This window comes from Pseudomonas sp. stari2, assembly GCF_040760005.1.
Taxonomy (GTDB): domain Bacteria; phylum Pseudomonadota; class Gammaproteobacteria; order Pseudomonadales; family Pseudomonadaceae; genus Aquipseudomonas.
This window is the reverse complement of record NZ_CP099760.1, coordinates 905,311-927,632: the sequence shown is the minus strand read 5'-3', so window position 1 is coordinate 927,632 and position 22,322 is coordinate 905,311. Positions and strand designations below refer to the sequence as shown.

At 61.7% G+C, this 22,322-nt stretch carries 22 protein-coding genes; 11 read left to right on the top strand and 11 right to left on the bottom strand.

Features of this window, described 5'->3' with window-relative positions; all coding sequences use genetic code 11:
- Nucleotides 1-135 precede the first annotated feature (135 nt).
- The 4 genes from NH234_RS04100 to NH234_RS04085 are packed head-to-tail and all read right to left on the bottom strand — an operon-like array spanning nt 136 to nt 2,423.
- Nucleotides 136-693 carry a DUF4136 domain-containing protein gene (locus tag NH234_RS04100; protein WP_367255683.1) on the bottom strand — a complete coding sequence of 186 codons (558 nt, stop codon included), beginning with the start codon at nt 691-693 and terminating at the stop codon, nt 136-138.
- 54 nt (nt 694-747) lie between these two features.
- Nucleotides 748-1,359, bottom strand: coding sequence for a DUF4136 domain-containing protein (locus tag NH234_RS04095; RefSeq protein ID WP_367255682.1), 612 nt, complete (start codon nt 1,357-1,359; stop codon nt 748-750).
- Nucleotides 1,360-1,371: 12 nt separating this feature from the next.
- Nucleotides 1,372-2,121, bottom strand: a complete 750-nt coding sequence (locus NH234_RS04090; protein WP_367255681.1) for a methyltransferase — start codon at nt 2,119-2,121, stop codon at nt 1,372-1,374.
- Entirely contained in the window at nt 2,121-2,423 is a 303-nt protein-coding gene (locus tag NH234_RS04085; protein WP_011332275.1) for a MazG-like family protein, read from the bottom strand. Before NH234_RS04085 ends, NH234_RS04090 begins: the two co-directional genes overlap by 1 nt.
- A gap of 145 nt (nt 2,424-2,568) precedes the next feature.
- On the opposite strand from NH234_RS04085, the gene NH234_RS04080 reads away from it, so the two are divergent.
- Both NH234_RS04080 and NH234_RS04075 read left to right on the top strand, forming a co-directional pair.
- On the top strand, nt 2,569-2,862 hold the full coding sequence (locus NH234_RS04080; RefSeq protein WP_085732747.1) for a hypothetical protein: 294 nt from the start codon (nt 2,569-2,571) through the stop codon (nt 2,860-2,862).
- 37 nt (nt 2,863-2,899) lie between these two features.
- The gene (locus tag NH234_RS04075; protein ID WP_367255680.1) at nt 2,900-4,249 is read left to right on the top strand and encodes an MATE family efflux transporter; all 1,350 of its coding nucleotides are present in this window, start codon (nt 2,900-2,902) and stop codon (nt 4,247-4,249) included.
- On the opposite strand, the gene NH234_RS04070 is transcribed toward NH234_RS04075, so the two are convergent.
- The 7 genes from NH234_RS04070 to NH234_RS04040 form a co-directional block, all read right to left on the bottom strand.
- The gene (locus tag NH234_RS04070) at nt 4,243-5,118 is read right to left on the bottom strand and encodes an alpha/beta hydrolase (RefSeq protein WP_085732745.1); all 876 of its coding nucleotides are present in this window, start codon (nt 5,116-5,118) and stop codon (nt 4,243-4,245) included. The genes NH234_RS04075 and NH234_RS04070 overlap by 7 nt on opposite strands.
- Nucleotides 5,119-5,135: 17 nt before the next feature.
- Nucleotides 5,136-5,930, bottom strand: coding sequence for a DUF4123 domain-containing protein (locus NH234_RS04065; RefSeq protein ID WP_367257120.1), 795 nt, complete (start codon nt 5,928-5,930; stop codon nt 5,136-5,138).
- A complete protein-coding gene (locus NH234_RS04060; RefSeq protein ID WP_367255679.1) occupies nt 5,927-7,270 on the bottom strand; it encodes a type VI secretion system Vgr family protein in 1,344 nt (447 codons plus the stop codon). Before NH234_RS04060 ends, NH234_RS04065 begins: the two co-directional genes overlap by 4 nt.
- A 233-nt stretch (nt 7,271-7,503) precedes the next feature.
- Nucleotides 7,504-9,417 carry an arginine decarboxylase gene (gene speA / locus NH234_RS04055; protein WP_085732742.1) on the bottom strand — a complete coding sequence of 638 codons (1,914 nt, stop codon included), beginning with the start codon at nt 9,415-9,417 and terminating at the stop codon, nt 7,504-7,506.
- Nucleotides 9,418-9,636: 219 nt separating this feature from the next.
- Nucleotides 9,637-10,008, bottom strand: coding sequence for a translation initiation factor Sui1 (locus NH234_RS04050; RefSeq protein WP_085732741.1), 372 nt, complete (start codon nt 10,006-10,008; stop codon nt 9,637-9,639).
- A 187-nt stretch (nt 10,009-10,195) separates the two neighbouring features.
- The gene (locus NH234_RS04045) at nt 10,196-10,753 is read right to left on the bottom strand and encodes an NUDIX hydrolase (protein ID WP_085732740.1); all 558 of its coding nucleotides are present in this window, start codon (nt 10,751-10,753) and stop codon (nt 10,196-10,198) included.
- Nucleotides 10,754-10,756: 3 nt separating this feature from the next.
- Nucleotides 10,757-11,824 carry a DUF2333 family protein gene (locus tag NH234_RS04040; RefSeq protein WP_085732739.1) on the bottom strand — a complete coding sequence of 356 codons (1,068 nt, stop codon included), beginning with the start codon at nt 11,822-11,824 and terminating at the stop codon, nt 10,757-10,759.
- Nucleotides 11,825-12,240: 416 nt separating this feature from the next.
- Here NH234_RS04040 and gcbA point away from each other — a divergent pair, with 416 nt between their 5' ends.
- From gcbA to fis, 9 genes are all read left to right on the top strand, one after another.
- Nucleotides 12,241-13,911: a diguanylate cyclase GcbA gene (gcbA, locus tag NH234_RS04035; protein ID WP_085732738.1), complete on the top strand. Its 1,671-nt coding sequence runs from the start codon at nt 12,241-12,243 to the stop codon at nt 13,909-13,911.
- A gap of 51 nt (nt 13,912-13,962) precedes the next feature.
- The gene (locus NH234_RS04030; RefSeq protein WP_085732737.1) at nt 13,963-15,909 is read left to right on the top strand and encodes a methyl-accepting chemotaxis protein; all 1,947 of its coding nucleotides are present in this window, start codon (nt 13,963-13,965) and stop codon (nt 15,907-15,909) included.
- A 175-nt stretch (nt 15,910-16,084) separates the two neighbouring features.
- Nucleotides 16,085-16,540: a type II 3-dehydroquinate dehydratase gene (aroQ, locus tag NH234_RS04025; RefSeq protein WP_367255678.1), complete on the top strand. Its 456-nt coding sequence runs from the start codon at nt 16,085-16,087 to the stop codon at nt 16,538-16,540.
- A 24-nt stretch (nt 16,541-16,564) separates the two neighbouring features.
- The gene (gene accB, locus NH234_RS04020; RefSeq protein ID WP_085732736.1) at nt 16,565-17,032 is read left to right on the top strand and encodes an acetyl-CoA carboxylase biotin carboxyl carrier protein; all 468 of its coding nucleotides are present in this window, start codon (nt 16,565-16,567) and stop codon (nt 17,030-17,032) included.
- Nucleotides 17,033-17,049: 17 nt separating this feature from the next.
- Nucleotides 17,050-18,408, top strand: a complete 1,359-nt coding sequence (gene accC / locus NH234_RS04015) for an acetyl-CoA carboxylase biotin carboxylase subunit (RefSeq protein WP_085711231.1) — start codon at nt 17,050-17,052, stop codon at nt 18,406-18,408.
- 166 nt (nt 18,409-18,574) lie between these two features.
- Nucleotides 18,575-19,453 (top strand): 50S ribosomal protein L11 methyltransferase, encoded by an 879-nt coding sequence (gene prmA, locus NH234_RS04010; RefSeq protein WP_085732735.1) that lies wholly within the window; start codon nt 18,575-18,577, stop codon nt 19,451-19,453.
- Between the two features lie 30 nt (nt 19,454-19,483).
- Entirely contained in the window at nt 19,484-20,764 is a 1,281-nt protein-coding gene (locus NH234_RS04005) for a DUF3426 domain-containing protein (RefSeq protein ID WP_085732734.1), read from the top strand.
- 185 nt (nt 20,765-20,949) lie between these two features.
- The gene (gene dusB, locus NH234_RS04000; RefSeq protein ID WP_085732733.1) at nt 20,950-21,960 is read left to right on the top strand and encodes a tRNA dihydrouridine synthase DusB; all 1,011 of its coding nucleotides are present in this window, start codon (nt 20,950-20,952) and stop codon (nt 21,958-21,960) included.
- Nucleotides 21,957-22,277, top strand: coding sequence for a DNA-binding transcriptional regulator Fis (gene fis / locus NH234_RS03995; RefSeq protein ID WP_003186237.1), 321 nt, complete (start codon nt 21,957-21,959; stop codon nt 22,275-22,277). The genes dusB and fis overlap by 4 nt, the downstream gene beginning before the upstream one ends.
- Nucleotides 22,278-22,322 lie beyond the last annotated feature (45 nt).

Below are 22,322 nucleotides of genomic sequence, written 5' to 3'. Positions count from 1 at the left end.
GCCGGCGCACGGCCGGGCGCAAGCTCCATTGGTGGATGTCAGTGTAGACCCGGCGCAACGACACTGCTGGCAACGCGCCAGCCGCTTCTCCATAAAAAAACGGGAGCCATTGGCTCCCGTTTTTTGTGCGCAGGCTCAGCGCGGAGGGTAGTTCGACAGAATCCGCGTCACCGTTTCATGGATGGCGCTGTTGCGATCCGCCGGATTCGGCGTGCGGCTGAGCATCTGTTCATCGCTGCCGCGCCACACCAGTTTGCCGTCCTTGCCGTCGAGCAGGTCGATCTGGATCGTAGCGACCTTGTAGGTGATGTTGCGGGTTTCGTTGTACATCGGTGCGCCCCAGTAACCGTTCCATGGGCCACCCCAACCACCGCCATAGTTGGTGGTGACCTGCTGCTGGCGATCCTCGACGATCAGGTAGGTTTGCACATTCAAGTCACCCTTGGTGCCCGCAGCGGCAGGACGCAGGCCGCGCTGGTCGAGTTGATCGGCGACGGACTGGCGAATCCGCTGTTCGGTAAGGTCGCTCTTGATCCGTGGGTCGTCAGGGCGGTATTGCAGGGCGGGTTCTTTCCAGCTCCAGCTGCGGTAGGCGGCAAAGTCGCGGCTGGCGTCAAAGTCATGATTGACCTGGTTGGCGGCGCAGGCACTGAGCAGCGCGGCCATGGCCAGTAAAGCAAAACGGCGGAACATGGTTTTTCTCCGGTGGAAAACATGAACCTGAGGGAGCTTCCAGTTCACGGGAAGCTAACTGGGAGGATACGCCGACATGGCCTTTTCGACAGCCTCCCGGATCGCATCGGCCCGGTCACTCTGGTTGCCCTGGGTGCCGGTTTCGGCGCTGGCACTCCAGACCGGCTGACCGGTGCCGGCATCGAACAGATCGACCCGTACCACCACGACCTGTTCCTGATAGGTGCGCACGACCGGCACTGTGTTGTACATACCGTAACCGCGGCCGTAACGGTCATAGCCACCGTATCCGCCGTAATAACCGTAATCGTCCTGGACCTGGCGCAAGCGGGTTTCCAGACTCAGGTTGGCGCTGACGAACAAGTCGGCCGGGCGATTGTCATGAAGTGGGCGCAAGCCGCGTTGATCCAGCGCACTGCTGACCGCTTCGGCCACTTGCGCCGAATCCGCCCAGGCACTCCCCGGCGGCAGGCGTCCGTTGAGCCACGCCCAACTGCGGTAGCGCCCGTAATCCCGTGGTGGCGCGGGATAAGCGCTGCGGTCGAAGGTGGTCGCGGCTTGCGGAGGCGCCGGCGGCAATGGCCGCGACTGCGCCACATAAGGGTTGCTGCCCTGGCAGGCGGCCAAGCCCAGACAGATCAGCAATAACCCTGAATGACCTTTCATTTCATGCTCCGATCAGATCGGCCGGCAGATCCAGTGCAAGTAGCGCCCAAGCCCGGCGAAGCTTGGGTGACGACGATGGGCGAGCTCCATCTCGAGCAAATCAATCAACTCGGCACGAGCCTGGAATTCCACCGGCATGTAATCGTGGAAAACCCGCACCCCGCTCTGACTTTCGACCTGCCACAACCCTTCGAGTTGCGCGGCCAACTCCCGTGGATCGAGCGGCTGCTGCGGGGTCAGGCTCTGCTTTTCGCCGGCCATGTCGTTCCTGCGCATTTTCTTGAAATGGCCTTTGAGCAGGTTGCGGTAGACCAGCGCATCACGGTTGTAGAACGCCAGCGACAGCCAGCCACCGGGTTTGGTCAGTTGATGCAGCACCGGCAGGATCGCGTGGGGTTCGGCCAGCCATTCGAGCACGGCGTGGCAGATCACCACGTCATAAGGTTCGGTGAGTTGGCCGAGCAGCTCCTGCCACGGCGCCTGAATGAACGTCGCGGTCTGCCCGGCCTCGGCGAAACGCTGACGCGCGCCTTCGAGCATCGGTTCGGCCGGCTCGGTAAAGGTCACCTCGTGTCCGCGCTCGGCCAGCCACAACGACATGTGGCCCAGGCCACCGCCGATGTCCAGCACCCGCAACGGACGATCCGGCAAGGCTTCGGCAAGATCGGCCTGCAACACCGCAAGGCGGATCGCGCCTTTGGCGCCGCCGTAGATCTTTTCGGCGAAACGGGTCGCCAACTGATCGAAATGACGGTCGCTCATCAGCTGAACCGCCGTTCGCTGTCGGCGAGCTTGCTGCGCACCACTTCATTCATGTCCAGCCCCAGCTCGCTGCACAGCAGCAACAGATAAAGGACGATGTCGCCGACTTCCTGGCCGGCGTGGGCCAGTTTGTCCGCCGGCAATTCGCGGGACTGGTCTTCGGTCAGCCACTGGAAGATTTCCACCAGCTCGGACATTTCCACGCTGGCGGCCATGGCCAGGTTTTTCGGGCTGTGAAATTGCCGCCAGTCATTGCGGTCGCGAATGGCGTGCAGGCGTTCGGTCAGTTCAACAAGGTTCATCGGGTTCTCCTGAAGGCGTATAGCTTCGGGGGGATGCCGCACGAAGGCAAGGGGCAGCCACCACCCTGCAAACCCTCTATGCTTGCAGGGAACTCGGCCGCCCCCGGCGCGGCCCAAGGCTCAGCTCTTTCATCAGGATGCAAACATGCAGGTAGAAAGCTTTTTCGAATGGTTGGGCCAGGCGCTCGGCTCGATCATCCGCTTCATCGTCGACGGCCTGAGCGGCCTGTTCAACATCTTGGGCAATGCCGGCGGCAACTTCGTCGACGGGCTGGCGAAGGCCCTGGGCATGGACACTTCGATCATCAGCATCATCGCGCTGATCGTCGGGTTGATGCTGCTGTGGTCGGCGATACGCGCGTTCATGAATGCGTCGATCATTGCCGGAATCATCTGGTTGCTGCTGGGGTTGTGGCTGCTGAGCTGGATCATTCACTGACCCCACCCGCTACAATGCCGCTCCCCAAGGAGCCCGCATGTCCAACCTGACCGCCGACTGGCGCGACCGTCCGACCCATCGCCGGGTCTGGGCCCTCGCCGCCCCCATGATCCTTTCGAACATTTCCGTTCCGCTGGTGGCGCTGGTCGACAGCACCGTCATCGGTCACCTGCCCCACGCCCATCAGTTGGGCGCGGTGGCGGTCGGGGCCAGCCTTTACACCTTTCTGGCCTGGGCCATGGGTTTTCTGCGCATGGGTACCACCGGGTTCGCCGCACAGGCTGCCGGGCGCAGCGATGGTGCGGCGCTGCGGCAGATCCTGCTGCAAGGCCTGTTGCTGGCCATGGGACTGGCACTGCTGCTGGGTGCTGTGGGCGTGCCGCTGAGCGGGGTCGCCCTGCACTTCATGCAGCCGTCGCCGGAGCTCAATCAACTGACCCGCGACTTCTTCCACACACGCCTGTTCGGGTTGCCGGCGGCCCTGGCCAGTTATGCACTGGTCGGCTGGTTCCTCGGCACCCAGAACGCCCGGGCACCGCTGGCGATTTTGCTGACGACCAACCTGATCAACATCGTGCTGAACCTGTGGTTCGTCATCGGCCTGGACTGGGGCGTGGTCGGTTCGGCCCGGGCCTCGGTGATCGCCGAATGGAGCGGCGCCCTGCTTGGCCTGGCGCTGACCCGCAAGGCCTTGCGCGCCTATCCCGGGCATATCGTCTGGGCGGCATTGAGGCTGTGGCAGAGCTGGCGACCGCTGCTGGGGGTCAACCGCGACATCTTCATCCGCAGCCTGGCGCTGCAGTCGGTGTTTTTCCTGATCACCGTACAAGGCGCACGGCTGGGTGATGCCACGGTCGCAGCCAACGCGCTGCTGCTCAACGGCCTGCTGCTGACCGCCCATGCGCTGGACGGACTGGCCCACGCGGTCGAAGCCTTGTGCGGTCATGCCATCGGTGCCCGTGACCGCCTCGCGTTGCGACGTTCGCTGGTGGTGGCCGGAGGCTGGTCGCTGCTCGCGAGTCTGGGTTTCGCCGCGCTGTTCCTTTTTGCCGGGCACCTGTTCATCGAGATGCAGACCGATATCCAGAGCGTGCGCGAGACCGCGTTCATCTATCTGCCTTACCTCGCCGTCCTGCCGTTGATTGCGGTCTGGAGCTACTTGCTCGACGGTCTGTTCATCGGCGCCACCCGCGCCCGGGAAATGCGCAACGGCATGCTGCTGACGGTCGCTCTGCTGCTGCCGTTCGCCTGGGCGTTAAGTGCACTGGGCAATCACGGCCTGTGGATTTCATTCCTGCTGTTCATGGTGCTGCGCAGCCTGACCCTCGGCACACTGGCGTGGCGACTGCGGTGCAACGACGGCTGGTTTACCGGTGCCGCTCACTGAGACGGCGTGTCCCGGATAAAACCGACAACCTGATCCAGTACCGGCGACAGCCACCTCAATGGCCGCGACAGGGTTGCTACCAGCGTCGCGTGGTTGGGCCGGGCATAGTAAAAATCCTGCACCGGCACGCCGGCCTCGCGCAGCGTTCGCGCCAGCCCGCCGGTATTGCGGGTCGGATCGACCAGACTGTCCCGGCTCGCGGCTATCAGCAGTGCCGGTGGTGCTTCGGGGCTGACATGCCGGATCGGCTGCGATTGCGGCGGTGAGTCCGGCCAGAAGAACACCGGGCGTACCTCGGGATTTTTGATCGGCAGAAAATCGTAAGGGCCGGCCAGACCGATCCAGCCGCTCAGGTCTGCCGGCGACATCCCGACCGCGCCCAACAGGCGCGGGTCCAGCGCCAGCATCGACGCGTTATACGCCCCGGAACTGTGTCCCATCAGGTACAGCCGCCGGGGGTTGCCGGAGTACTCCTGGATATGGGCCTTGGTCCATCCGACGGCACGGGCTCCGTCCTCAAGAAACAGTGGGTAACGAACCTGCGGGTACAAGCGATAGTCCGCCACCACCGTCACGATGCCCCGGGAGGCCAGCGCCTCGCCGACAAACCGGTAATCTCCACGGTCGCCACTGTTCCAGCTGCCACCATAGAAAAACACCACCACCGGGGCGTCTTCGAGCAGATGACGCGGCACGTAGACATCGAGCTTCTGACGCGGATCCTCTCCGTAGGCGATGTCTGCGGTTTTGACGTAGCTGTTCTCAGGGGTCAGGCCATTGAGCATTTTCAGCGGCGAACAACCACTGAGCACCAACAGCAGAAAACCAGCGGGGATCGCGCAAAACCAGTGCCGTAAAGAGTGGGCCATGCGCGCGAAACCTCGTGTCAGGGTGGGTTGTTCTGCCAGCGGCGTCGCAGATGATCGAGCCGCTCTTGCTGGGTCAATCCTTGTGGCGGTTGCACCAGTTCTGCACGCGGATGCAGCAAGCGTAGCCACAGCCAGTCGTCCAGCACGGCCCGCTCGCTGAAACCCAATGTCAGGCCCTGTTCAACGTGGGAGGACAATGTGCGGTAATCGGTTCCCGTCGATTGACTCCAGCGCCAGATATGTTGCTCCAGCAGGCAGCGATGCAGGCGCTCGCGTTGATGACGGGTCAGTGCCTGTTCGATCTTCAGAGGCTCGACATCCAGCCCCGGATTTCGCAGTTGTTGCCAGCCCAGGCTGCCGCTCGCCCGGTCGGCCCAGGTACCGCCGAACCAGCGCAGCCAACTGATCGGCCCGAGCCAGCGACTCAACTGTCGGGCATCGCAGGCGTCGAAAAAGTAGCTGGCGGTCTGCCGGTCGTAGTAATTGAGCAGCGCACGATGATTCAGGCCAATAGAAACCGTCAGCATCCGTTGCAAATGTTCACGCAGCGATTCGGCCGTGGCATCGCTGCCCAGCAGCAACCCGCACCAGGTCTGCGGGTCGGTGTGACACAACGCCGATAGCACCGGGCAATCGCGCAGATCAACCAACAACGGTCCCTGCTCGCAAACAGGCTGGAACTCCGTGCCATCAAACAACTTCAGGCACGGCACACCCGCGAACCCTTGACGTAATACGCTCAACGCCTGCGGTGCATGCGCGACATCCAGCAAAAGCCACTGTGCACTCTGTCCCGACACCCTGCCGCTCATCGCCCATCGCCAGAGTTGAGCCTGGCGACCAGTCGACAACTGCATACCGACTCCCGACAGTGTCGATAACTGCCGCCTCCCGGCATCAGACACAACAGCATCAAAGGCTCGCGCGTACTCAACCATGGTGCCAGGCCTTCACTCTCAAGAGAGTCGGGCAGCGCTGGCGGATTGTCATCCTCATGGCTCTCGACAGTTACCGGGGGCTGCAGAACGCCGCTGATCACCGGTTGCTCGGGATCGCCTTCGAGAAAGCTCACCACCACTTCGACACCTTCACGCAATAACGTCAGCCCCGTATCCGCCAACGCGGGGGCCAGAGGCAGCCAGCAGTGGCTGGGTTTTGCACCCTCGCCCTGATAAAGCCAGTCGAACTGGACCGCGACCGGCCGCGACCGATCAGGACGCGGTTCATCGACGGTTACGACCCAGGCCCGTTGCAGACTGCCCATGCGCAACGCCGAACGTTCGACCACCGACTCACACGCCTGCCAGTGGTCGGCGGCACAGAGCCGGTTGCTGTATGAGGGGTCCAGCGTCTGATCGGCGCGGTGTTCGACTCGGGTCAGCAACCATTCTCTGTCGCACCCTGCAAACGGCCGCGGGGACACACTCAACCATCGACCACAACGCAGGGTTGGTACATCGGAATGGCCCTGCGCCGTTTGGACCCGCAGGGTGTATTCACCGGGTCCTCGGGCCTGCTCCCGCATCAGCCAGCGGCGCACCGCCGGCGCACGCCCCTCAGCCGCGAAACTCACTTTCCCCGTTTGCGGCAGCAATGCCGGATCGTCACCGAACACCAGGCAATGGTTCTCGTGCCCATGCTCGAAGTGATAGTGAATTCGCGACTGCGCACACAAGCGCTGCACCAGTTGCAGATCTGTTTCGCCGTATTGGGTACAGAAGGCCCGAGACGGATGGTTGGCCTGTAATTCGAACCGGCGCTGGTGGCCACTGATGCCGTGCTCCCTGAGCACCTGATCGAGGATCTGCGGCACCGACCGGCCACTGAAGATTCGCTGGCTATGGCGCAGGCCCAGACAACTCAGCTTCGGGCCCATGCGCGCCCGGCACAACCTGGCGCCGTGGCCATGTTCGTGCTGGACGAGACCCTGCAACTGCCCGTGCACGCCATTGCCCGAGGGCCCGAAGCACAGGCGTGCCGAGCGGTACAGAAGGCCGCCAAGGTCGAGATGAGGATCGTCGATCAACAGATCGATTTCGAACGCAAAAGGCTCGCTGATCGCCTCACAACCAGTAAAGGCCAGGACTTCGAGCGGGGCGGACAGCCCCGCGACATCGAGGCGAAACGACGACTCGTCGGCTGGATCGAACATGAGCGATTCTCTACAGGAGGGGCGGCCGGGGATTCTCGCCGAGAGCCATGGCCGAGTAGAGAGCCGAAGTACAAATTAGGAAATAGCCTACGCGAAAAGCAGACAACATCACTTTTCTCGGGTGGATGAAGGGCAATTCGCAAGCAGAAAAGAGAGAAGTCTCATCAAGTCATCTGAAACTTCCGCTGCGTGCGGAACAATTTCAGACAACCTGATGGATTCGGAACCTGACGTCAGGAAGACAGGTACGAGGAACGGGTCAGCCCCAGGCGCAATGCATCGAGGAACTGGGTGCGCTCGCTGGCGCTGATGCGGGCACTGGCGCACTTGTCGCGGTAGTGGGTCATCAGCTCTTCCGGCGACAGGTGCACGTAGCGCAGCATGTCTTCGATGGTGTCGTGGGTCTCGATCCCGGCGTGATACACGCTGCCGTCGGCGTTCTGATAGATGTTCACCGAGTCGGTGTCACCGAACAGGTTGTGCATGTCGCCGAGGATTTCCTGATACGCGCCGACCAGGAACACGCCCAGCAAGTAATCTTCACCCTCGTTCAGCCCGTGTACCGGCAGGCTGGTTTCGATGCTCTGCTCGTCGACATATTGGTTGATCTTGCCGTCGGAGTCGCAGGTCAGGTCTTGCAGCACCGCGCGGCGCAGCGGCTCTTCATCGAGACGATGCAGCGGGATGATCGGCAGCACCTGATCGATGGCCCAGGTGTCCGGCAGGCTCTGGAACACCGAGAAGTTGCAGATGTACTTGTCGGCCAGCTTGTCGTTGAGTTCGTCCAGCACCTGACGATGCGAACGCTGACGCGCCTTCAGCGAATTGTGCAGGCGACGGCACACAGCGAAGTAGCACTGCTCGGCCAGGGCTTTCTCGGCCAGGGTCAGTTTGCCGTCGGCGTACTGAGCGGCCACGTCGCTCATGTAGTGAGTGGCGCGCCAGTAGGTTTCCGTGACCATTTCGATGTCGGTCGGGCCGAGCAGATCAACCAGCCATTGCACGGTTTCCGGCAGCGACTCCTTGTTCTCGATCTGCGGCACGTCGTCGTTGTGTTTCTCGACGTCGGTCACCTGCACCACCAGCATCGCATGGTGAGCGGTCAGCGAACGGCCGCTTTCGGAGAAGATGTGCGGATGCGGCAGGCTCTGCGCATCGCAGAATTCCTTGAGCATGCCGACCACGACACCGGCGTAGTCGTCCATGTCGTAGTTGATCGAACTGGCGTTGCGCGAGTGGGTACCGTCGTAGTCGACACCCAGACCGCCACCGACGTCGATGTGATCGACCGGCAGACCCAGATTGCGCAACTCGCCGTAGTATCGAATCGCTTCCTTGAAGCCGTGCTGGTAGTCGGCCAGATTGGCGATCTGCGAACCCATATGGAAGTGCAGCAGACGGATGCCCTGATCCAGGCCGGCCGCGCGGAAACGCTCCACCACCGACAGCAGTTGTGCCGCCGACAGGCCGAACTTGGATTTCTCGCCACCGGTGTCCGCCCACTTCGACGACGCCAGCGACGACAGACGAACACGCAAGCCGACCTGCGGCTTGACCTTGAGCGACGCGGCTTCTTCGATCACCAGACCGACTTCGGATTCTTTCTCGATCACGATGAACACGTTGTGGCCGAGCTTCTGGCCCATCAGCGCCAGACGGATGAACTCGCGATCCTTGTAACCGTTGCAGACGATGGTGCCGCCCTTCGGCGCCAGCGCCAGCACAGCCAGCAGCTCAGGCTTGGAGCCGGCTTCCAGACCGATGGAGACGTTCTGGGTGGCGATGATGTTTTCGATCACCGCTTCTTGCTGGTTGACCTTGATCGGGTACAGCGCGGTGTACTTGCTCTGGTATTCCAGTCGCTCGATGTTCGAGTCGAAAGCACCGGTCAGCTGACGCACGCGGTCTTGCAGAATGTCGGGGAAACGCACCAGCAACGGCAAGGACAAGCCACTCTTGCGCAACTGGTCGACTTGCTCGAACAGGTCGATCGGTGAACTGCTCGGACCGTTCGGACGAACTTCGACGCGACCGGCGTCATTGATCGCGAAATACCCGGCCCCCCAATGGCGAATCCCGTAAACACTGCGGCTGTCCGCAACTGTCCATTGGCTGCCATCGTCTTTGCGTGTGCGTCGTACGGACATCGAAGTCCCCTATAAAGAAGTCATAGTGCGTCGCCTGATTGCAGGCCGGCGCAGTCTAAAGAGTGAAAATGACGGTTCGTCAGCGGGGCGGTAGACCGCGCTGACAGCGTTGAGTTTAGAAACCGGTCATGAACAGGCTCTGTGAAAACCATGGAGACGACGCCGGGACTGATGACAATCAGAGCCGGATCAAGCCGCTGGTGGTTTTCACAGAGGCTGCTAGCCGCCGGACTTCTTCGCCTTGAAACCGTGCTTGATCAACTCGGCCAAGAGTAGCTCGACATGATCGCCCTGGATCTCGATGACCCCGTCTTTCAACGCACCGCCGGTGCCGCAACGCTTCTTCAGCGTCGTCGCCAGCTCTTTGAGTGCGTCTTCGGCCAGGGGCACGCCGGTGATGGTGGTCACCGTCTTGCCGCCACGGCCCTTGCTCTCGCGGCGCACGCGGGCAATGCCGTCGCCGGCCGGGATCACGGTTTGTCTGCAGATACAGGCGTCCACCGGTTTACTGCATTCCGGGCAATGACGACCTGCGTCGGTGGAAAATACCAGGCCGCCCAGGGCGGCGAAGGATGCGGCTTTTTTGGCCACCGGCAATCCTCTCGGGAGGACAAAGACTGATCGCAGCCTTGGGCAAGGCTATCGACCGCGAAGCCCCACTCAGGCAGGGGCAGCGCTACTGTTCCGGTTGCTCCTGTAAAGCAGGCCGGTACAGCTTGAAAAGGTCGCGCAGTGTAACGGCAAAAACGCCGATTGCTAAGTGCCAATCGGCGCCATTTTATGAGTTCTTTGCGACGCCGCTTTGCTGAGCCTTCAGATAGCGCTTCAGAGCGGCCAGAGAGTCCGGGCAATAAGGCTTTTGCTCGATTTCCAGCATGACCTGATCGACCGGAATGAAGCGTGCTTCGAGCACCTCTTCCGGTTGCAGGATCAACGGCCCGTCCCACACCGCCGAAAACGCCGAACACCACAGTCGATTACCGGTGTCCTCGAAGTAGAAATGGTCGTGGGCCGTCAGCTCGACGCCGCTCACTCCCAGTTCTTCTTCCAGTTCACGGGCCGCCGACTCGGCGTAGGTCTCGTTCGCCTGCACCATGCCGCCTGCCGCCACGTCCCAGTAGCCGGGATAAATGGCTTTGCTCAGGGTCCGCCGATGCACGCAGAGTTCACCGGCAGAGTTGAACAGCATGATGTAGGTGCCACGCCCGATCAGCCCGCGCTCGCGCAAGTCGGAGCGCACCAGGGCGCCGAGCAGGTTGTCCTGCTCGTCGACCCAGGCGATCTGTTCGGCATCCGAGGCCGCCCGGTGGGCAGCCTCTCTGGCATTGTCGCTCATGACTCAGCCCTGATTGAGCAGTTGACGAAGATCGATCACGGCGGCGTTGGCCCGGGAAATGTAGTTGGCCATCACCAGCGAGTGGTTGGCCAGCACCCCGAAGCCACTGCCGTTGAGGATCATCGGACTCCACACCGGCTCCTGCGAAGCCTCCAGTTCACGAATGATCTGGCGCACGCTGACCGTAGCGTTCTTCTTCGCCAGCACGTCGGCGAAATCGACTTCGATGGCACGCAGCAGGTGCGACAGCGCCCAGGCCTGGCCACGGGCTTCATAGAACACGTTGTCGATCTGCATCCATGGAGTCTCGACGACTTCCTCGTCAACCTGTGGCACTTCACCCACAGCCGGGACTTCGGTTTTCAGCGCTGTGTTCAGTTTGACGCGGCCGACACTGGCCGACAGTCGTTGCGACAGCGAACCGAGACGCGTACCGACGTCGCCCAGCCAGTTGTTCAGGTTGTCGGCGCGGGCGTAGAACAGCGCATTCTTTTGCGTCGGGTCAGACAGACGTGCCTGATAACGGCTCAGGGAGTTGATGCCTTCCTGGTATTCCGACTCGCTGGAAGGCAGGATCCAGCTCTTGTTGTCGAAGTTGAAGCGTGGTTCGGCCTTGGCCAGATCAGCGTCTTCCGCCGATTGCGACTGCGAGCGGGCGAAGTCCTTGCGCAAGGCACGGGTCAGGTCGCGCACCTGGACCAGCACGCCATATTCCCAGCTCGGCATGTTGTCCATCCACAGGCCCGGCGGGAAGCGGTCGTTGGAAATGTAGCCGCCCGGCTTGTTCAGCAGGGTACCGGCGACGGTCTTGAGGGTTTCGACGGTGGTGTAGCCGACCACCATCTGCTTGCCTTCCTTCTCGGCAGCCAGCTGGGCGTTCTGCGCCACAGGGAACAGGGCCGGTTCCTCGCTCCAGTACCAGCCCAGAGCGATGGTCACCAACAGGTAAATACCAACCAGCGTGGCCAGCGCGCGGCTGAACAACAGGCCGCCCACATAGCTGCGGGCGGCGGATTTCGGCTCGGCGGCACGTTCGGGCGCGCTGCCCGCGCGATTCTTCCAGTCCAGCATGGCGATATCCTTTCAATCTTGGGTTCAACGGTTCGACAGCAACCATACAACAACGTGCCTCTGGCCCGCACCCGTCAATAATGACAGGGGACGACTCTTGGGGTCCGCCGTCGTGCGCTAAGGGATTCCCTGATACCTGTCGCCCTGAGAAAACCTTGTCGGTACCGATGGAAAAATTCGTGAACCCTCAGGTTTCCGTTTCGCGCTTTCGGCAGCACCTGTTTCTCGATTCGCCACAAAGCGCCCTGTTCACGGGGACTTTCCCGACGATCCGGTTCGAATCAAAACCCACCGGTCGGAAACTGAATGGTGACGCACCGCAGATTATTGACGTACGACACTCATGTAACCGGAAAGAGGTGCTAGCATAGAGCCACCAGTCGATCTCAGCATGCACCCTAACTAGTAGTCAGGATATGACCGAGCCAGAAGACCCCAGCCGTGAGCGCCTCAAGCACCACTTTGCCCAGCGGGTAATTCATCAGGCACGTCAGATTCTTGAGATATGGCAGCGCCTGCAACGCAGTGAGTGGTCCACTGCCGACCTCGCCGAACTGAGCGAGGCCAATCTGCGCCTGCTACGTTTTGCCGAGCGCTTTGAACAGCCCGAGCACACTCAACTCGCCCACCACATCAGCCAGTCGCTGGAAGCGGTGGATGCCAATCGCGGACGCCTGAGCAGTGGCCTGATCACTGACCTCAACCGTTTGATGCAGCGCTTGTCACGCACCGGGCTGCGCCATGGCGACCAGCTCGACCAGACCTTTCTGCCACCCCTGCGCAAACCGATCTACGTGATGCTTCAGGATCACGACCGCGCCGAACGACTGGCCAAACAACTGGAATTCTTCGGTCTCAGCGCCCAGGCGCTGGACAGTGTGTCGGCGTTTCGCTCCTCGATGGTCGAGCGACTGCCGGCCGCCATCGTCATGGACGTGGACTTCAGCGGTGCCGGCGTCGGCCTGAAACTCGCCGCCGAAGCCCAGCAAGGCCTGGAAGAACCGTTGCCACTGCTGTTCTTCAGCCTGCACGAAACCGACACCCCGACCCGCCTCGCCGCCGTTCGCGCCGGCGGCCAGGAATTCCTCACCGGCACCCTCGAAGCCTCGAGTCTGCTGGAGAAAATCGAAGTGCTGACCTGCGTCGCCCAGTACGAGCCTTATAAAGTGCTGATCATCGACGACTCCCGCGCCCAGGCAATGCACACCGAGCGCCTGCTCAACAGCGCCGGGATTGTCACCCGCACCCTGATCGAGCCGATTCAGGCCATGGCCGAGCTGGCGGAATTCCAGCCAGACCTGATCATCCTCGACATGTACATGCCGGCCTGCACCGGTACCGAACTGGCCAAGGTCATCCGCCACAACGACCGCTACGTCAGCGTGCCGATCATTTACCTGTCGGCCGAAGACGACCTGGACAAGCAGCTCGACGCCATGAGCGAGGGCGGCGACGACTTCCTGACCAAACCGATCAAGCCGCGCCACCTGATCACCACCGTACGCAACCGCGCGGCGCGGGCACGCAACCTCAAGGCGCGAATGGTCCGCGACAGCCTCACCGGCCTGTACAACCACACGCACATTCTTCAGTTGCTGGAAGATTGCTCGTTCCGCGCCCGCCGCGAGAACAAGCCGCTGAGCTTTGCGATGCTCGACATCGATCACTTCAAACGGGTCAACGACAGCCACGGCCACCCCATGGGCGATCGGGTGATCAAGAGCCTGGCTCTGTTCCTCAAGCAGCGTCTGCGCAAGACCGATTTCATCGGCCGTTACGGCGGCGAAGAATTCGCCATCGTCATGCCCGACACCGATATAGAAGCCGCGCACAAAGTGCTCGACGAAATCCGCCAGCGCTTCGCCGAAATCCATTATCCGGCCCAGCCGCAGGATCTGTGGTGCACGTTCAGCGCCGGGGTGGTGGAGATGCACGACGATTCCGACAGCCTGATGATGGCCAGCCAGGCCGACGAGGCGCTGTACCGTGCCAAGGGTGAAGGCCGCAATCGGGTGCAGACCGCGCGGGACTCAAAGCAAAGTGCCACTTTTTCACCGGAATCCACCGATTCGGTCATAACCCTGTAACAGAACCGCAATAAATTCAGGCACTTACCATTTCTGCCGTTGGTAGCCGTCATGCGCCTGAAGTTGCTCACCAATCTCAACACACTGTTGCTGGTCGCCGTCTGCGTGGCCCTCGGCGCCACGCTGTGGTGGTCGCAGAAAGCCCTCGAACGTCCGTATTTGTTGATGGAGCGCTACCTCGGGCTGTCCCAGCGATTTCAGAATGAAGTCGCGCGCAACGTCGAAGACTACCTCGGCAGTGGCGACGCCCTGCGCCTGAGCAGTGCCAGCCAGGCCATCGACAGCCTGCAGAAAGAACTCGGCGAACTGCCACTGGCGCTGGCCGAAACACTGCGTCCGAGCCTGTCAGGCCTCGAAGAATTCAGCAAGACCGACCTGCTGGCTGCCGGCAAACTGGCCGGGGATCCTCAGGCGTTACTGCTGCAGGCCGAGCGCGAACTGAGTGCCAGCCTCGATCAGCTCAGCACTTATGCCGGCGGCAACGTGGCGTACCTGACACCATTGCTCGCCGCCTCTCAGCACTTGGGCAAGCTGTCGCTGGCCAGGGACAAACTGGTCAGCAGCGGGCGCAGCGAGTTGGCTGCCGATGTCGAACGCGAGGTCACCAACATCCGCACCCAGGCCCAGGCAATCGATGCCCTGCCCCTGCTCGGCGTGGTCGCCAGCAGCGAATCCGGCAGCGACGATTTCGCCTCGATGATGGGCATTGAAAGCACCGAAAAGGCAGTCGCCGAAGACGCCGGCGTCGGTCTCAAACGCGAACTCAACAGCTTGCTCGGCCGCTACCCGGCAGAACTGGCCCGTACTCGCGACCAGATCCAGAAACGCACTGAACTCAGCACCGCCACCCACCAGAAAATCGCCGCCGTTCAACAAGCCATCGCCGGTCTGGAGCCAGTGGTACGCGCCCAGCACGGGAAGATCCAGAGCGAAGTACGCCTGATGCAAGGCGTGATGATCGTCCTGATCCTGTTGATCGCCCTGTTGATCGACACCTTGCAGCGACGCCTGGCCCGCACCCTCACCAATCTCGCGCCCGCATTGTCGACCTGGGCCGAGGGTGATTTCAGCCGAGACATTCAGCTGGGTAAAACCAACCGCGAACTGCACGACATCGAAGCCTCGCTCAATCGCCTGCGTGCCTATCTTGTGGATCTGGTCGGGACCATTCGCGGCAACGCCGAACAAGTGGCAGGCAGCAGTCGCACCCTTGCCGAACTGAGCAATGACCTGCACAGCGGCGCCGAACATCAGGCCGGCGATACCGCGCTGATCCGCGACTCCCTGAGCGAATTGGAAGCGACCATCCAGCAAGTAGCCGGCGATGCACGTCAGGCTGCGGACGCCAGCCGTCACGCGGGACAGGCTGTCGAGCATGGACAAAAGGTCATCGGCCTGAGCCTCACCGGCCTGCATGCGCTGGTGGAAGAAGTGCAAGGCAACGCGCAGATGATCGAGCATCTGGCGGAGGAGTCGGCGACCATCGGCGGCGTGCTGACGGTGATCCGTTCAATCGCCGATCAGACCAACCTGCTGGCCCTCAACGCGGCGATCGAAGCCGCCCGCGCCGGGGAAATGGGCCGCGGTTTTGCCGTGGTTGCAGAGGAAGTTCGCTCACTGGCACAGCGCACCGCCGGCGCTACCGCAGAAATTCAAACTTTGATCGCCGGCCTGCAAACCGCCGCCCGACAATCGGTCGAAGGCATGCGCGCACAGGTGGAACATGCCGAATCCACGGCCAATCAGGCGCAATCGGCGGACGGTGCGCTGGACAGGATCGTCGGCGCGATCCAGACCATTTCCGACACGGCAGTCCGCATCGCCGACGTCACGGCGCAGCAAAGTGGCGCAGTCAGCGAAATCCGCGACCACAGCGAACGGATTCACCAATTGGGTGGGGATAACCTGCTGCGCATCAGTGAAGGACGTGAACAGGGTGAGAATCTGCTGGTATTGGGTGGGCAACTGCATACAGCGGTTCAGGCGTTCCGCGTCTGATCGCGACTGTGCCGGGTTTGGCGGTGTGAATGACCGGATCTGATCGCTCAGTCACATATTTCGCGCAAACATCGGAGATCGTGCTGGCTATTGCAGAGAACTGGACAGTCACAAAGTCTTTGCGGCATAGTCGCCGGGTTCTGACGAAGGCTCACCCATAACAAGGAACACGCAGATGGCAACGCTACTGGTGCTGCACGGCCCCAACCTGAACCTGCTCGGCACCCGGGAACCCGGGACCTACGGGTCGACCACCCTGGCGCAGATCAATCAGGATCTGGAGCGCCACGCCCGTGAAGCCGGCCATCATCTGCTGCACCTGCAAAGTAATGCCGAGTACGAATTGATCGACCGTATCCATGCCGCGCGCAGCGAAGGCGTGGACTTCATTCTTATCAATCCGGCAGCTTTTACGCACACAAGTGTCGCATTACGTGACGCGCTGCTGGGAGTGAGCATCCCATTCATCGAAGTGCATTTGTCCAACGTGCACAAACGCGAACCTTTCCGCCATCACTCTTACTTCTCCGACGTAGCGGTGGGAGTGATCTGCGGCCTTGGCGCCAGCGGTTACCGACTGGCCCTGGAGGCTGCACTAGAGCAGCTTGAACAACAAGCTATACGCCCCTGACCGACCCTTGGGAGTTGATGATTCATGGATATCCGTAAAGTTAAGAAACTGATCGAATTGCTGGAAGAGTCCGGCATCGACGAGCTCGAGATCAAGGAAGGCGAAGAGTCCGTACGCATCAGCCGCCACAGCAAGACCCCGGCGCAGCAGTACTACGCACCGGCTCCGATGCAGGCTCCGGCCGCTGCACCTGTTGCCGCTGCCGCTCCGGTTGCTGCTGCAGCAGCTCCGGCTGCCGCTGCTGCTCCAGCGCTGAACGGCACCGTTGCCCGTTCGCCGATGGTCGGCACCTTCTATCGCAAATCTTCGCCAACCTCGCCGTCCTTCGTTGAAGTCGGCCAGACCGTGAAGAAAGGCGACACCCTGTGCATCGTCGAAGCCATGAAGATGATGAACCACATCGAAGCTGAAACCAGCGGTGTGATCGAGTCCATCCTCGTCGAAGACGGCCAGCCGGTTGAGTACGACCAACCGCTGTTCACCATCGTTTGAACTGCGGAGAGCCTTTGATGACTGCGAAGTTGGAAAAAGTTCTGATCGCTAACCGCGGTGAGATCGCCCTGCGGATTCTGCGTGCCTGCAAAGAGATGGGCATCAAGACCGTCGCCGTTTACTCCAAGGCCGACAAAGAGCTGATGCACCTGGGTCTGGCAGACGAATCCGTCTGCATCGGCCCGGCTTCTGCCGCGCACTCCTACCTGCACATCCCGGCAATCATCGCGGCCGCTGAAGTGACTGGCGCTACCGCCATTCACCCAGGCTACGGCTTCCTCGCGGAAAACGCTGATTTCGCCGAGCAGGTCGAGAACTCCGGCTTCGCCTTCATCGGCCCGAAAGCCGAAACCATTCGCCTGATGGGCGACAAGGTATCGGCCAAGCACGCGATGATCGAAGCGGGCGTGCCAACCGTTCCAGGCTCCGACGGCCCACTGCCGGAAGACGAAGAAACGGCGCTGCGCATCGGTCGTGAAGTCGGCTATCCGGTGATCATCAAGGCCGCCGGCGGCGGTGGTGGTCGCGGCATGCGCGTGGTGCACAAGGAAGAAGACCTGATCGCCTCGGCGAAACTGACCCGCTCCGAAGCTGGCGCGGCGTTCGGCAACCCGATGGTCTATCTGGAAAAATTCCTGACCAACCCGCGTCACGTCGAAGTGCAGGTGCTGTCCGACGGCCAGGGTAACGCCATTCACCTGGGCGACCGTGACTGCTCGCTGCAACGCCGTCACCAGAAGGTTCTCGAAGAAGCGCCGGCACCGGGCATCGACGAGAACGCGCGCAAGGAAGTCCTCGCTCGCTGCGTCAAGGCGTGCATCGACATCGGCTACCGTGGCGCCGGCACCTTCGAGTTCCTGTACGAGAACGGTCGCTTCTACTTCATCGAAATGAACACTCGTGTTCAGGTGGAGCACCCGGTTTCGGAAATGGTCACCGGTATCGACATCGTCAAGGAGATGCTCAGCATCGCCGCTGGCAACAAGCTGTCGTTCACTCAAGATGACGTGGTTATCCGCGGTCACTCGCTGGAATGCCGGATCAACGCTGAAGATCCAAAGACCTTCATGCCGAGCCCTGGCACGGTCAAGCATTTCCACGCTCCAGGCGGCAACGGCGTTCGCGTCGATTCGCACCTGTACAGCGGTTATGCGGTTCCGCCGAACTACGACTCGCTGATCGGCAAGCTGATCACTTACGGCGCCACCCGCGACGAAGCCATGGCACGCATGCGCAATGCCCTGGACGAAATCGTGGTTGACGGGATCAAGACCAACATCCCGCTGCACCGTGATCTGACCCGCGACGAAGGCTTCTGCAAAGGGGGCGTGAACATTCACTACCTCGAGCACAAGCTCGCTGGCGACAAGCACTAAGCTCAAGCCCGCACATGACAAGGCCGCCTTCGGGCGGCCTTGTCGTTTCTGCAGGTTTCATCTGCTCACACATTCCCCGCTCCCACAAAACCGTCGCGCTCGCGTAAACTTGCGCGCTTCTCGCAGGCCGCTAGGCTGCAATCAATCTTTTTCACAGGTGCCCGCCATGCCTTGGCTGCAAGTCCGTCTCGCCATCAGCCCAGAACAAGCCGAAACCTACGAAGACGCTTTCCTTGAAGTGGGCGCTGTTTCGGTGACCTTCATGGACGCCGAAGATCAGCCGATCTTCGAACCGGAACTCAATACCACCCCGCTGTGGGCGCACACCCACCTGCTGGCCCTGTTCGAGGGCGGCACCGAAGCCGCCCCGGTACTGGCCCATCTGGAACTGCTGACCGGCAGCCCGCTGCCCGAGCATCACAGCGAAGTAATCGAAGACCAGGACTGGGAACGCAGCTGGATGGACGGTTTCCAGCCGATGCAATTCGGCCAGCGCCTGTGGATCGTGCCGAGCTGGCACGCCGCGCCGCAGCCTGACGCGGTCAACCTGCTGCTGGATCCGGGTCTGGCCTTCGGCACCGGCACCCACCCGACCACCGCCCTGTGCCTGGAATGGCTGGACGGCCAGGACCTGAAAGACTGCAACGTGCTGGACTTCGGTTGCGGCTCGGGGATTCTGGCCATTGCCGCCCTGCTGCTCGGCGCCAAGGAAGCCGTCGGTACCGACATCGACGTGCAGGCGCTGGAAGCCTCCCGCGACAACGCCGGCCGCAACGGCATTGCCGATGAATTGTTCCCGCTGTACCTGCCGGAGGACCTACCGCAGGTCAAAGCTGACGTGCTGGTGGCCAACATCCTGGCCGGCCCGCTGGTTTCCCTGGCGCCGCAACTGTCTGGCCTGGTCAAGTCCGGCGGCCGTCTGGCGCTGTCCGGGATCCTTGCCGAACAGGGCGAAGAAGTCGCCGCCGCCTACGCGCAGGACTTCGATCTTGACCCGATCGCCAATCGCGACGGCTGGGTGCGCATCACTGGCCGTCGGCGCTAGAATGACCGCCTGCTCAATCCGGATCGCCGCATGACCGACAGCTTCGTCACCCAGTGCCCGCATTGCCAAACCAGTTTCCGCGTCAGCCATGCTCAGTTGAGCGTGGCTCGCGGGGTGGTTCGCTGCGGCTCCTGCCTGCAAGTGTTCAACGCAGCCAAGCAATTGCTGGAACAGCGTGCGGGCAAGGAAGCAGTCACGCCGGTAGAGCCGGCCATCGTCGAACCAGCATCGGCAACTGAAACGCCGACCGTCGCCCAACTGCCTGAACCACCTGAGCAGCCTGAACCGACCGAGCCGCGCGCCATCAGCCAGAAGCAGTGGAGCGCCGCCGAACTGGATCTGGACAGCCTGGACCTGGATCAGGAACTGGCCCGTCTTGAGCAGCGGGAAATCCAGCCGACCACCGAATTCGGCCGCCCGCGCGAAGAGTCTCTCAGCGCTCGACGCGACAGTCATGAGCCGGAAGACGAGCCGTGGTCGGACAGCCTGTTCAGCGAACCGGCAGACGAACGAATCAGCGAACCCGAGCACGAAACCGAAGTCGTCGATCCCGAACCGGTAAAACCGGAACGCACCGAACCGTCGTTGTCACTGGAACCCGTGGACCTTGATGACGAGCCCCCCATCCCGCAACTTCGCCTGCACGACCCGATCGATCATTCCGCACGCCACGAACGCCTGTCGGCCAGTGACGAGGCGGAGGACGATCTGACACCAGTCGAGCCTCCGCGCAAAAAGCGCGAACGTAGCGAGCCCGGCGTACGTGCCGAAGTGCTGCAGGACCTGACCGACGACCCGCTACAACTGGACTGGCAGAAACGCCGCTCGCCCTGGGGCCGGCGCCTGCTCTGGCTGTTGTTGATCCTGTTGGCCGCCGGCGCCCTCGCCGGCCAGTACATCGCCTATCATTTCGATGAGCTGGCCCGTCAGGATCAATACCGCCCATGGTTCCAGCAACTTTGCCCGCAGATCGGCTGCACGGTGCCGTCCAAGGTCGATATCGCCAAGATCAAGAGCAGCAACCTGGTGGTGCGCAGCCATCCGGAGTTCAGCGGAGCACTGGTGGTCGACGCAATCATTTATAACCGCGCGCCCTTCTCGCAACCGTTCCCGCTGCTGGAGCTGCGCTTCGCCGACCTCAACGGCCACCTGATCGCCAGTCGCCGTTTCAAACCCGGCGAGTACCTCAACGGCGACCTCGAAGGCATGGCGGAAATGCCGCCGCAGACGCCGATCCACATCGCCCTGGACATCCTCGACCCGGGGGCGAAAGCGGTGAACTACAGCCTGAGTTTTCACTCGCCCGAGTGAAACGCTTCACCGCCCCCGGATTGGCGGCAGTTTTCTGACTGCGCACCGCACGACCAAACCGGCGGTAATAACAGAATAACTGTTCAGATTTTGTTCAATTCAGCCTTTATCCAGTCATCGAGAGCGGGTATCATGCCAACCCTTTTTCGAACTCTCATGATCCGGCCCCACTTCAGGGAAGTCCTATGTCGGCGGTACGCATCGGCCCATATACATTGCAGAACGGCTTGATCCTCGCCCCCATGGCGGGTGTCACCGACCAGCCCTTTCGTCAGTTGTGCAAGCGATTGGGCGCAGGGCTTGTAGTCTCGGAAATGGTCACCAGTGACATGAGCCTGTGGAATACCCGCAAGTCGCGCATGCGCATGATCCACGAAGGCGATCCCGAGCCGCGCTCGGTACAGATTGCCGGTGGCGATGCGCAGATGCTGGCAGATGCGGCCCGGGCCAACGTCGAGCTGGGCGCACAGATTATTGATATCAACATGGGTTGCCCGGCAAAGAAGGTCTGCAACAAGGCTGCCGGCTCCGCGTTGCTGAAGGATGAAGCACTGGTTACCGAGATCCTGCACGCCGTGGTGGCTGCGGTTGATGTGCCGGTGACCCTGAAGATCCGCACCGGATGGGATCGCGACAACAAGAACGGCCTGACTGTGGCGAAGATCGCCGAGCAGGCCGGGATCACGGCGCTGGCAGTGCATGGCCGCACCCGCGCCGACCTGTACACCGGCGAAGCCGAGTACGACACCATTGCCGCAATCAAGCAGGCGGTGTCGATTCCGGTCTTTGCCAACGGCGACATCGTATCGCCGGAAAAGGCCCGCTACGTGCTCGACGCGACCGGTGCCGATGGCCTGTTGATCGGCCGGGCTGCCCAAGGGCGGCCATGGATTTTTCGTGAGATCGAACACTTCCTGCGTACCGGCGAAAAACTGCCGGCGCCGGAGCTGATTGAGGTGGAACGCATTCTGCTTGAGCATCTGGCCGCCCTCCACGCCTTTTATGGGGACGTGATGGGCGTACGCATTGCCCGAAAGCATGTGGGCTGGTATCTCGCAACCTTGCCGGGCGCCAAGGAGTTTCGCGCCCGTTTCAATCGTTTGGATGGTACGGAAACACAATGCGCCAACGTTCGGGAGTTCTTCGCCGAACGTTACAAGAGCCTGACAGGGGACGGAGAAGGGGTGGCCGCATGACGATGATGACCGAGACTTTAGTGAGTGGAACAACACCCGTGAGCGACAACGTGAATTTGAAACAGCACCTCAATACCCCGAGCGAAGAAGGCCAGACCCTTCGCGGGAGTGTCGAGAAGGCGCTGCACAATTATTTCGCCCACCTTGAGGGCGCAGCCGTCACGGATGTGTACAACCTGGTGCTCTCCGAAGTCGAGGCTCCCCTGCTCGAAAGCGTGATGAACTACGTCAAGGGCAACCAGACCAAGGCCAGCGAGCTGCTCGGACTCAATCGCGGCACGCTGCGCAAGAAACTCAAGCAGTACGATCTGCTGTAAGCATTCAATCCAACCAGAAAGGCGCCCGCGTAAAACCGGTCGCCT

Bases quoted from the DNA above. Each gene is read 5' to 3' on its own strand.
- NH234_RS04100 (WP_367255683.1), bottom strand. From the start codon at position 693: ATGTTCCGCCGTTTTGCTTTACTGGCCATGGCCGCGCTGCTCAGTGCC.
- NH234_RS04095 (WP_367255682.1), bottom strand. From the start codon at position 1,359: ATGAAAGGTCATTCAGGGTTATTGCTGATCTGTCTGGGCTTGGCCGCC.
- NH234_RS04090 (WP_367255681.1), bottom strand. From the start codon at position 2,121: ATGAGCGACCGTCATTTCGATCAGTTGGCGACCCGTTTCGCCGAAAAG.
- NH234_RS04085 (WP_011332275.1), bottom strand. From the start codon at position 2,423: ATGAACCTTGTTGAACTGACCGAACGCCTGCACGCCATTCGCGACCGC.
- NH234_RS04080 (WP_085732747.1), top strand. From the start codon at position 2,569: ATGCAGGTAGAAAGCTTTTTCGAATGGTTGGGCCAGGCGCTCGGCTCG.
- NH234_RS04075 (WP_367255680.1), top strand. From the start codon at position 2,900: ATGTCCAACCTGACCGCCGACTGGCGCGACCGTCCGACCCATCGCCGG.
- NH234_RS04070 (WP_085732745.1), bottom strand. From the start codon at position 5,118: ATGGCCCACTCTTTACGGCACTGGTTTTGCGCGATCCCCGCTGGTTTT.
- NH234_RS04065 (WP_367257120.1), bottom strand. From the start codon at position 5,930: ATGAGCGGCAGGGTGTCGGGACAGAGTGCACAGTGGCTTTTGCTGGAT.
- NH234_RS04060 (WP_367255679.1), bottom strand. From the start codon at position 7,270: ATGTTCGATCCAGCCGACGAGTCGTCGTTTCGCCTCGATGTCGCGGGG.
- speA (WP_085732742.1), bottom strand. From the start codon at position 9,417: ATGTCCGTACGACGCACACGCAAAGACGATGGCAGCCAATGGACAGTT.
- NH234_RS04045 (WP_085732740.1), bottom strand. From the start codon at position 10,753: ATGAGCGACAATGCCAGAGAGGCTGCCCACCGGGCGGCCTCGGATGCC.
- NH234_RS04040 (WP_085732739.1), bottom strand. From the start codon at position 11,824: ATGCTGGACTGGAAGAATCGCGCGGGCAGCGCGCCCGAACGTGCCGCC.
- gcbA (WP_085732738.1), top strand. From the start codon at position 12,241: ATGACCGAGCCAGAAGACCCCAGCCGTGAGCGCCTCAAGCACCACTTT.
- NH234_RS04030 (WP_085732737.1), top strand. From the start codon at position 13,963: ATGCGCCTGAAGTTGCTCACCAATCTCAACACACTGTTGCTGGTCGCC.
- aroQ (WP_367255678.1), top strand. From the start codon at position 16,085: ATGGCAACGCTACTGGTGCTGCACGGCCCCAACCTGAACCTGCTCGGC.
- accB (WP_085732736.1), top strand. From the start codon at position 16,565: ATGGATATCCGTAAAGTTAAGAAACTGATCGAATTGCTGGAAGAGTCC.
- accC (WP_085711231.1), top strand. From the start codon at position 17,050: ATGACTGCGAAGTTGGAAAAAGTTCTGATCGCTAACCGCGGTGAGATC.
- prmA (WP_085732735.1), top strand. From the start codon at position 18,575: ATGCCTTGGCTGCAAGTCCGTCTCGCCATCAGCCCAGAACAAGCCGAA.
- NH234_RS04005 (WP_085732734.1), top strand. From the start codon at position 19,484: ATGACCGACAGCTTCGTCACCCAGTGCCCGCATTGCCAAACCAGTTTC.
- dusB (WP_085732733.1), top strand. From the start codon at position 20,950: ATGTCGGCGGTACGCATCGGCCCATATACATTGCAGAACGGCTTGATC.
- fis (WP_003186237.1), top strand. From the start codon at position 21,957: ATGACGATGATGACCGAGACTTTAGTGAGTGGAACAACACCCGTGAGC.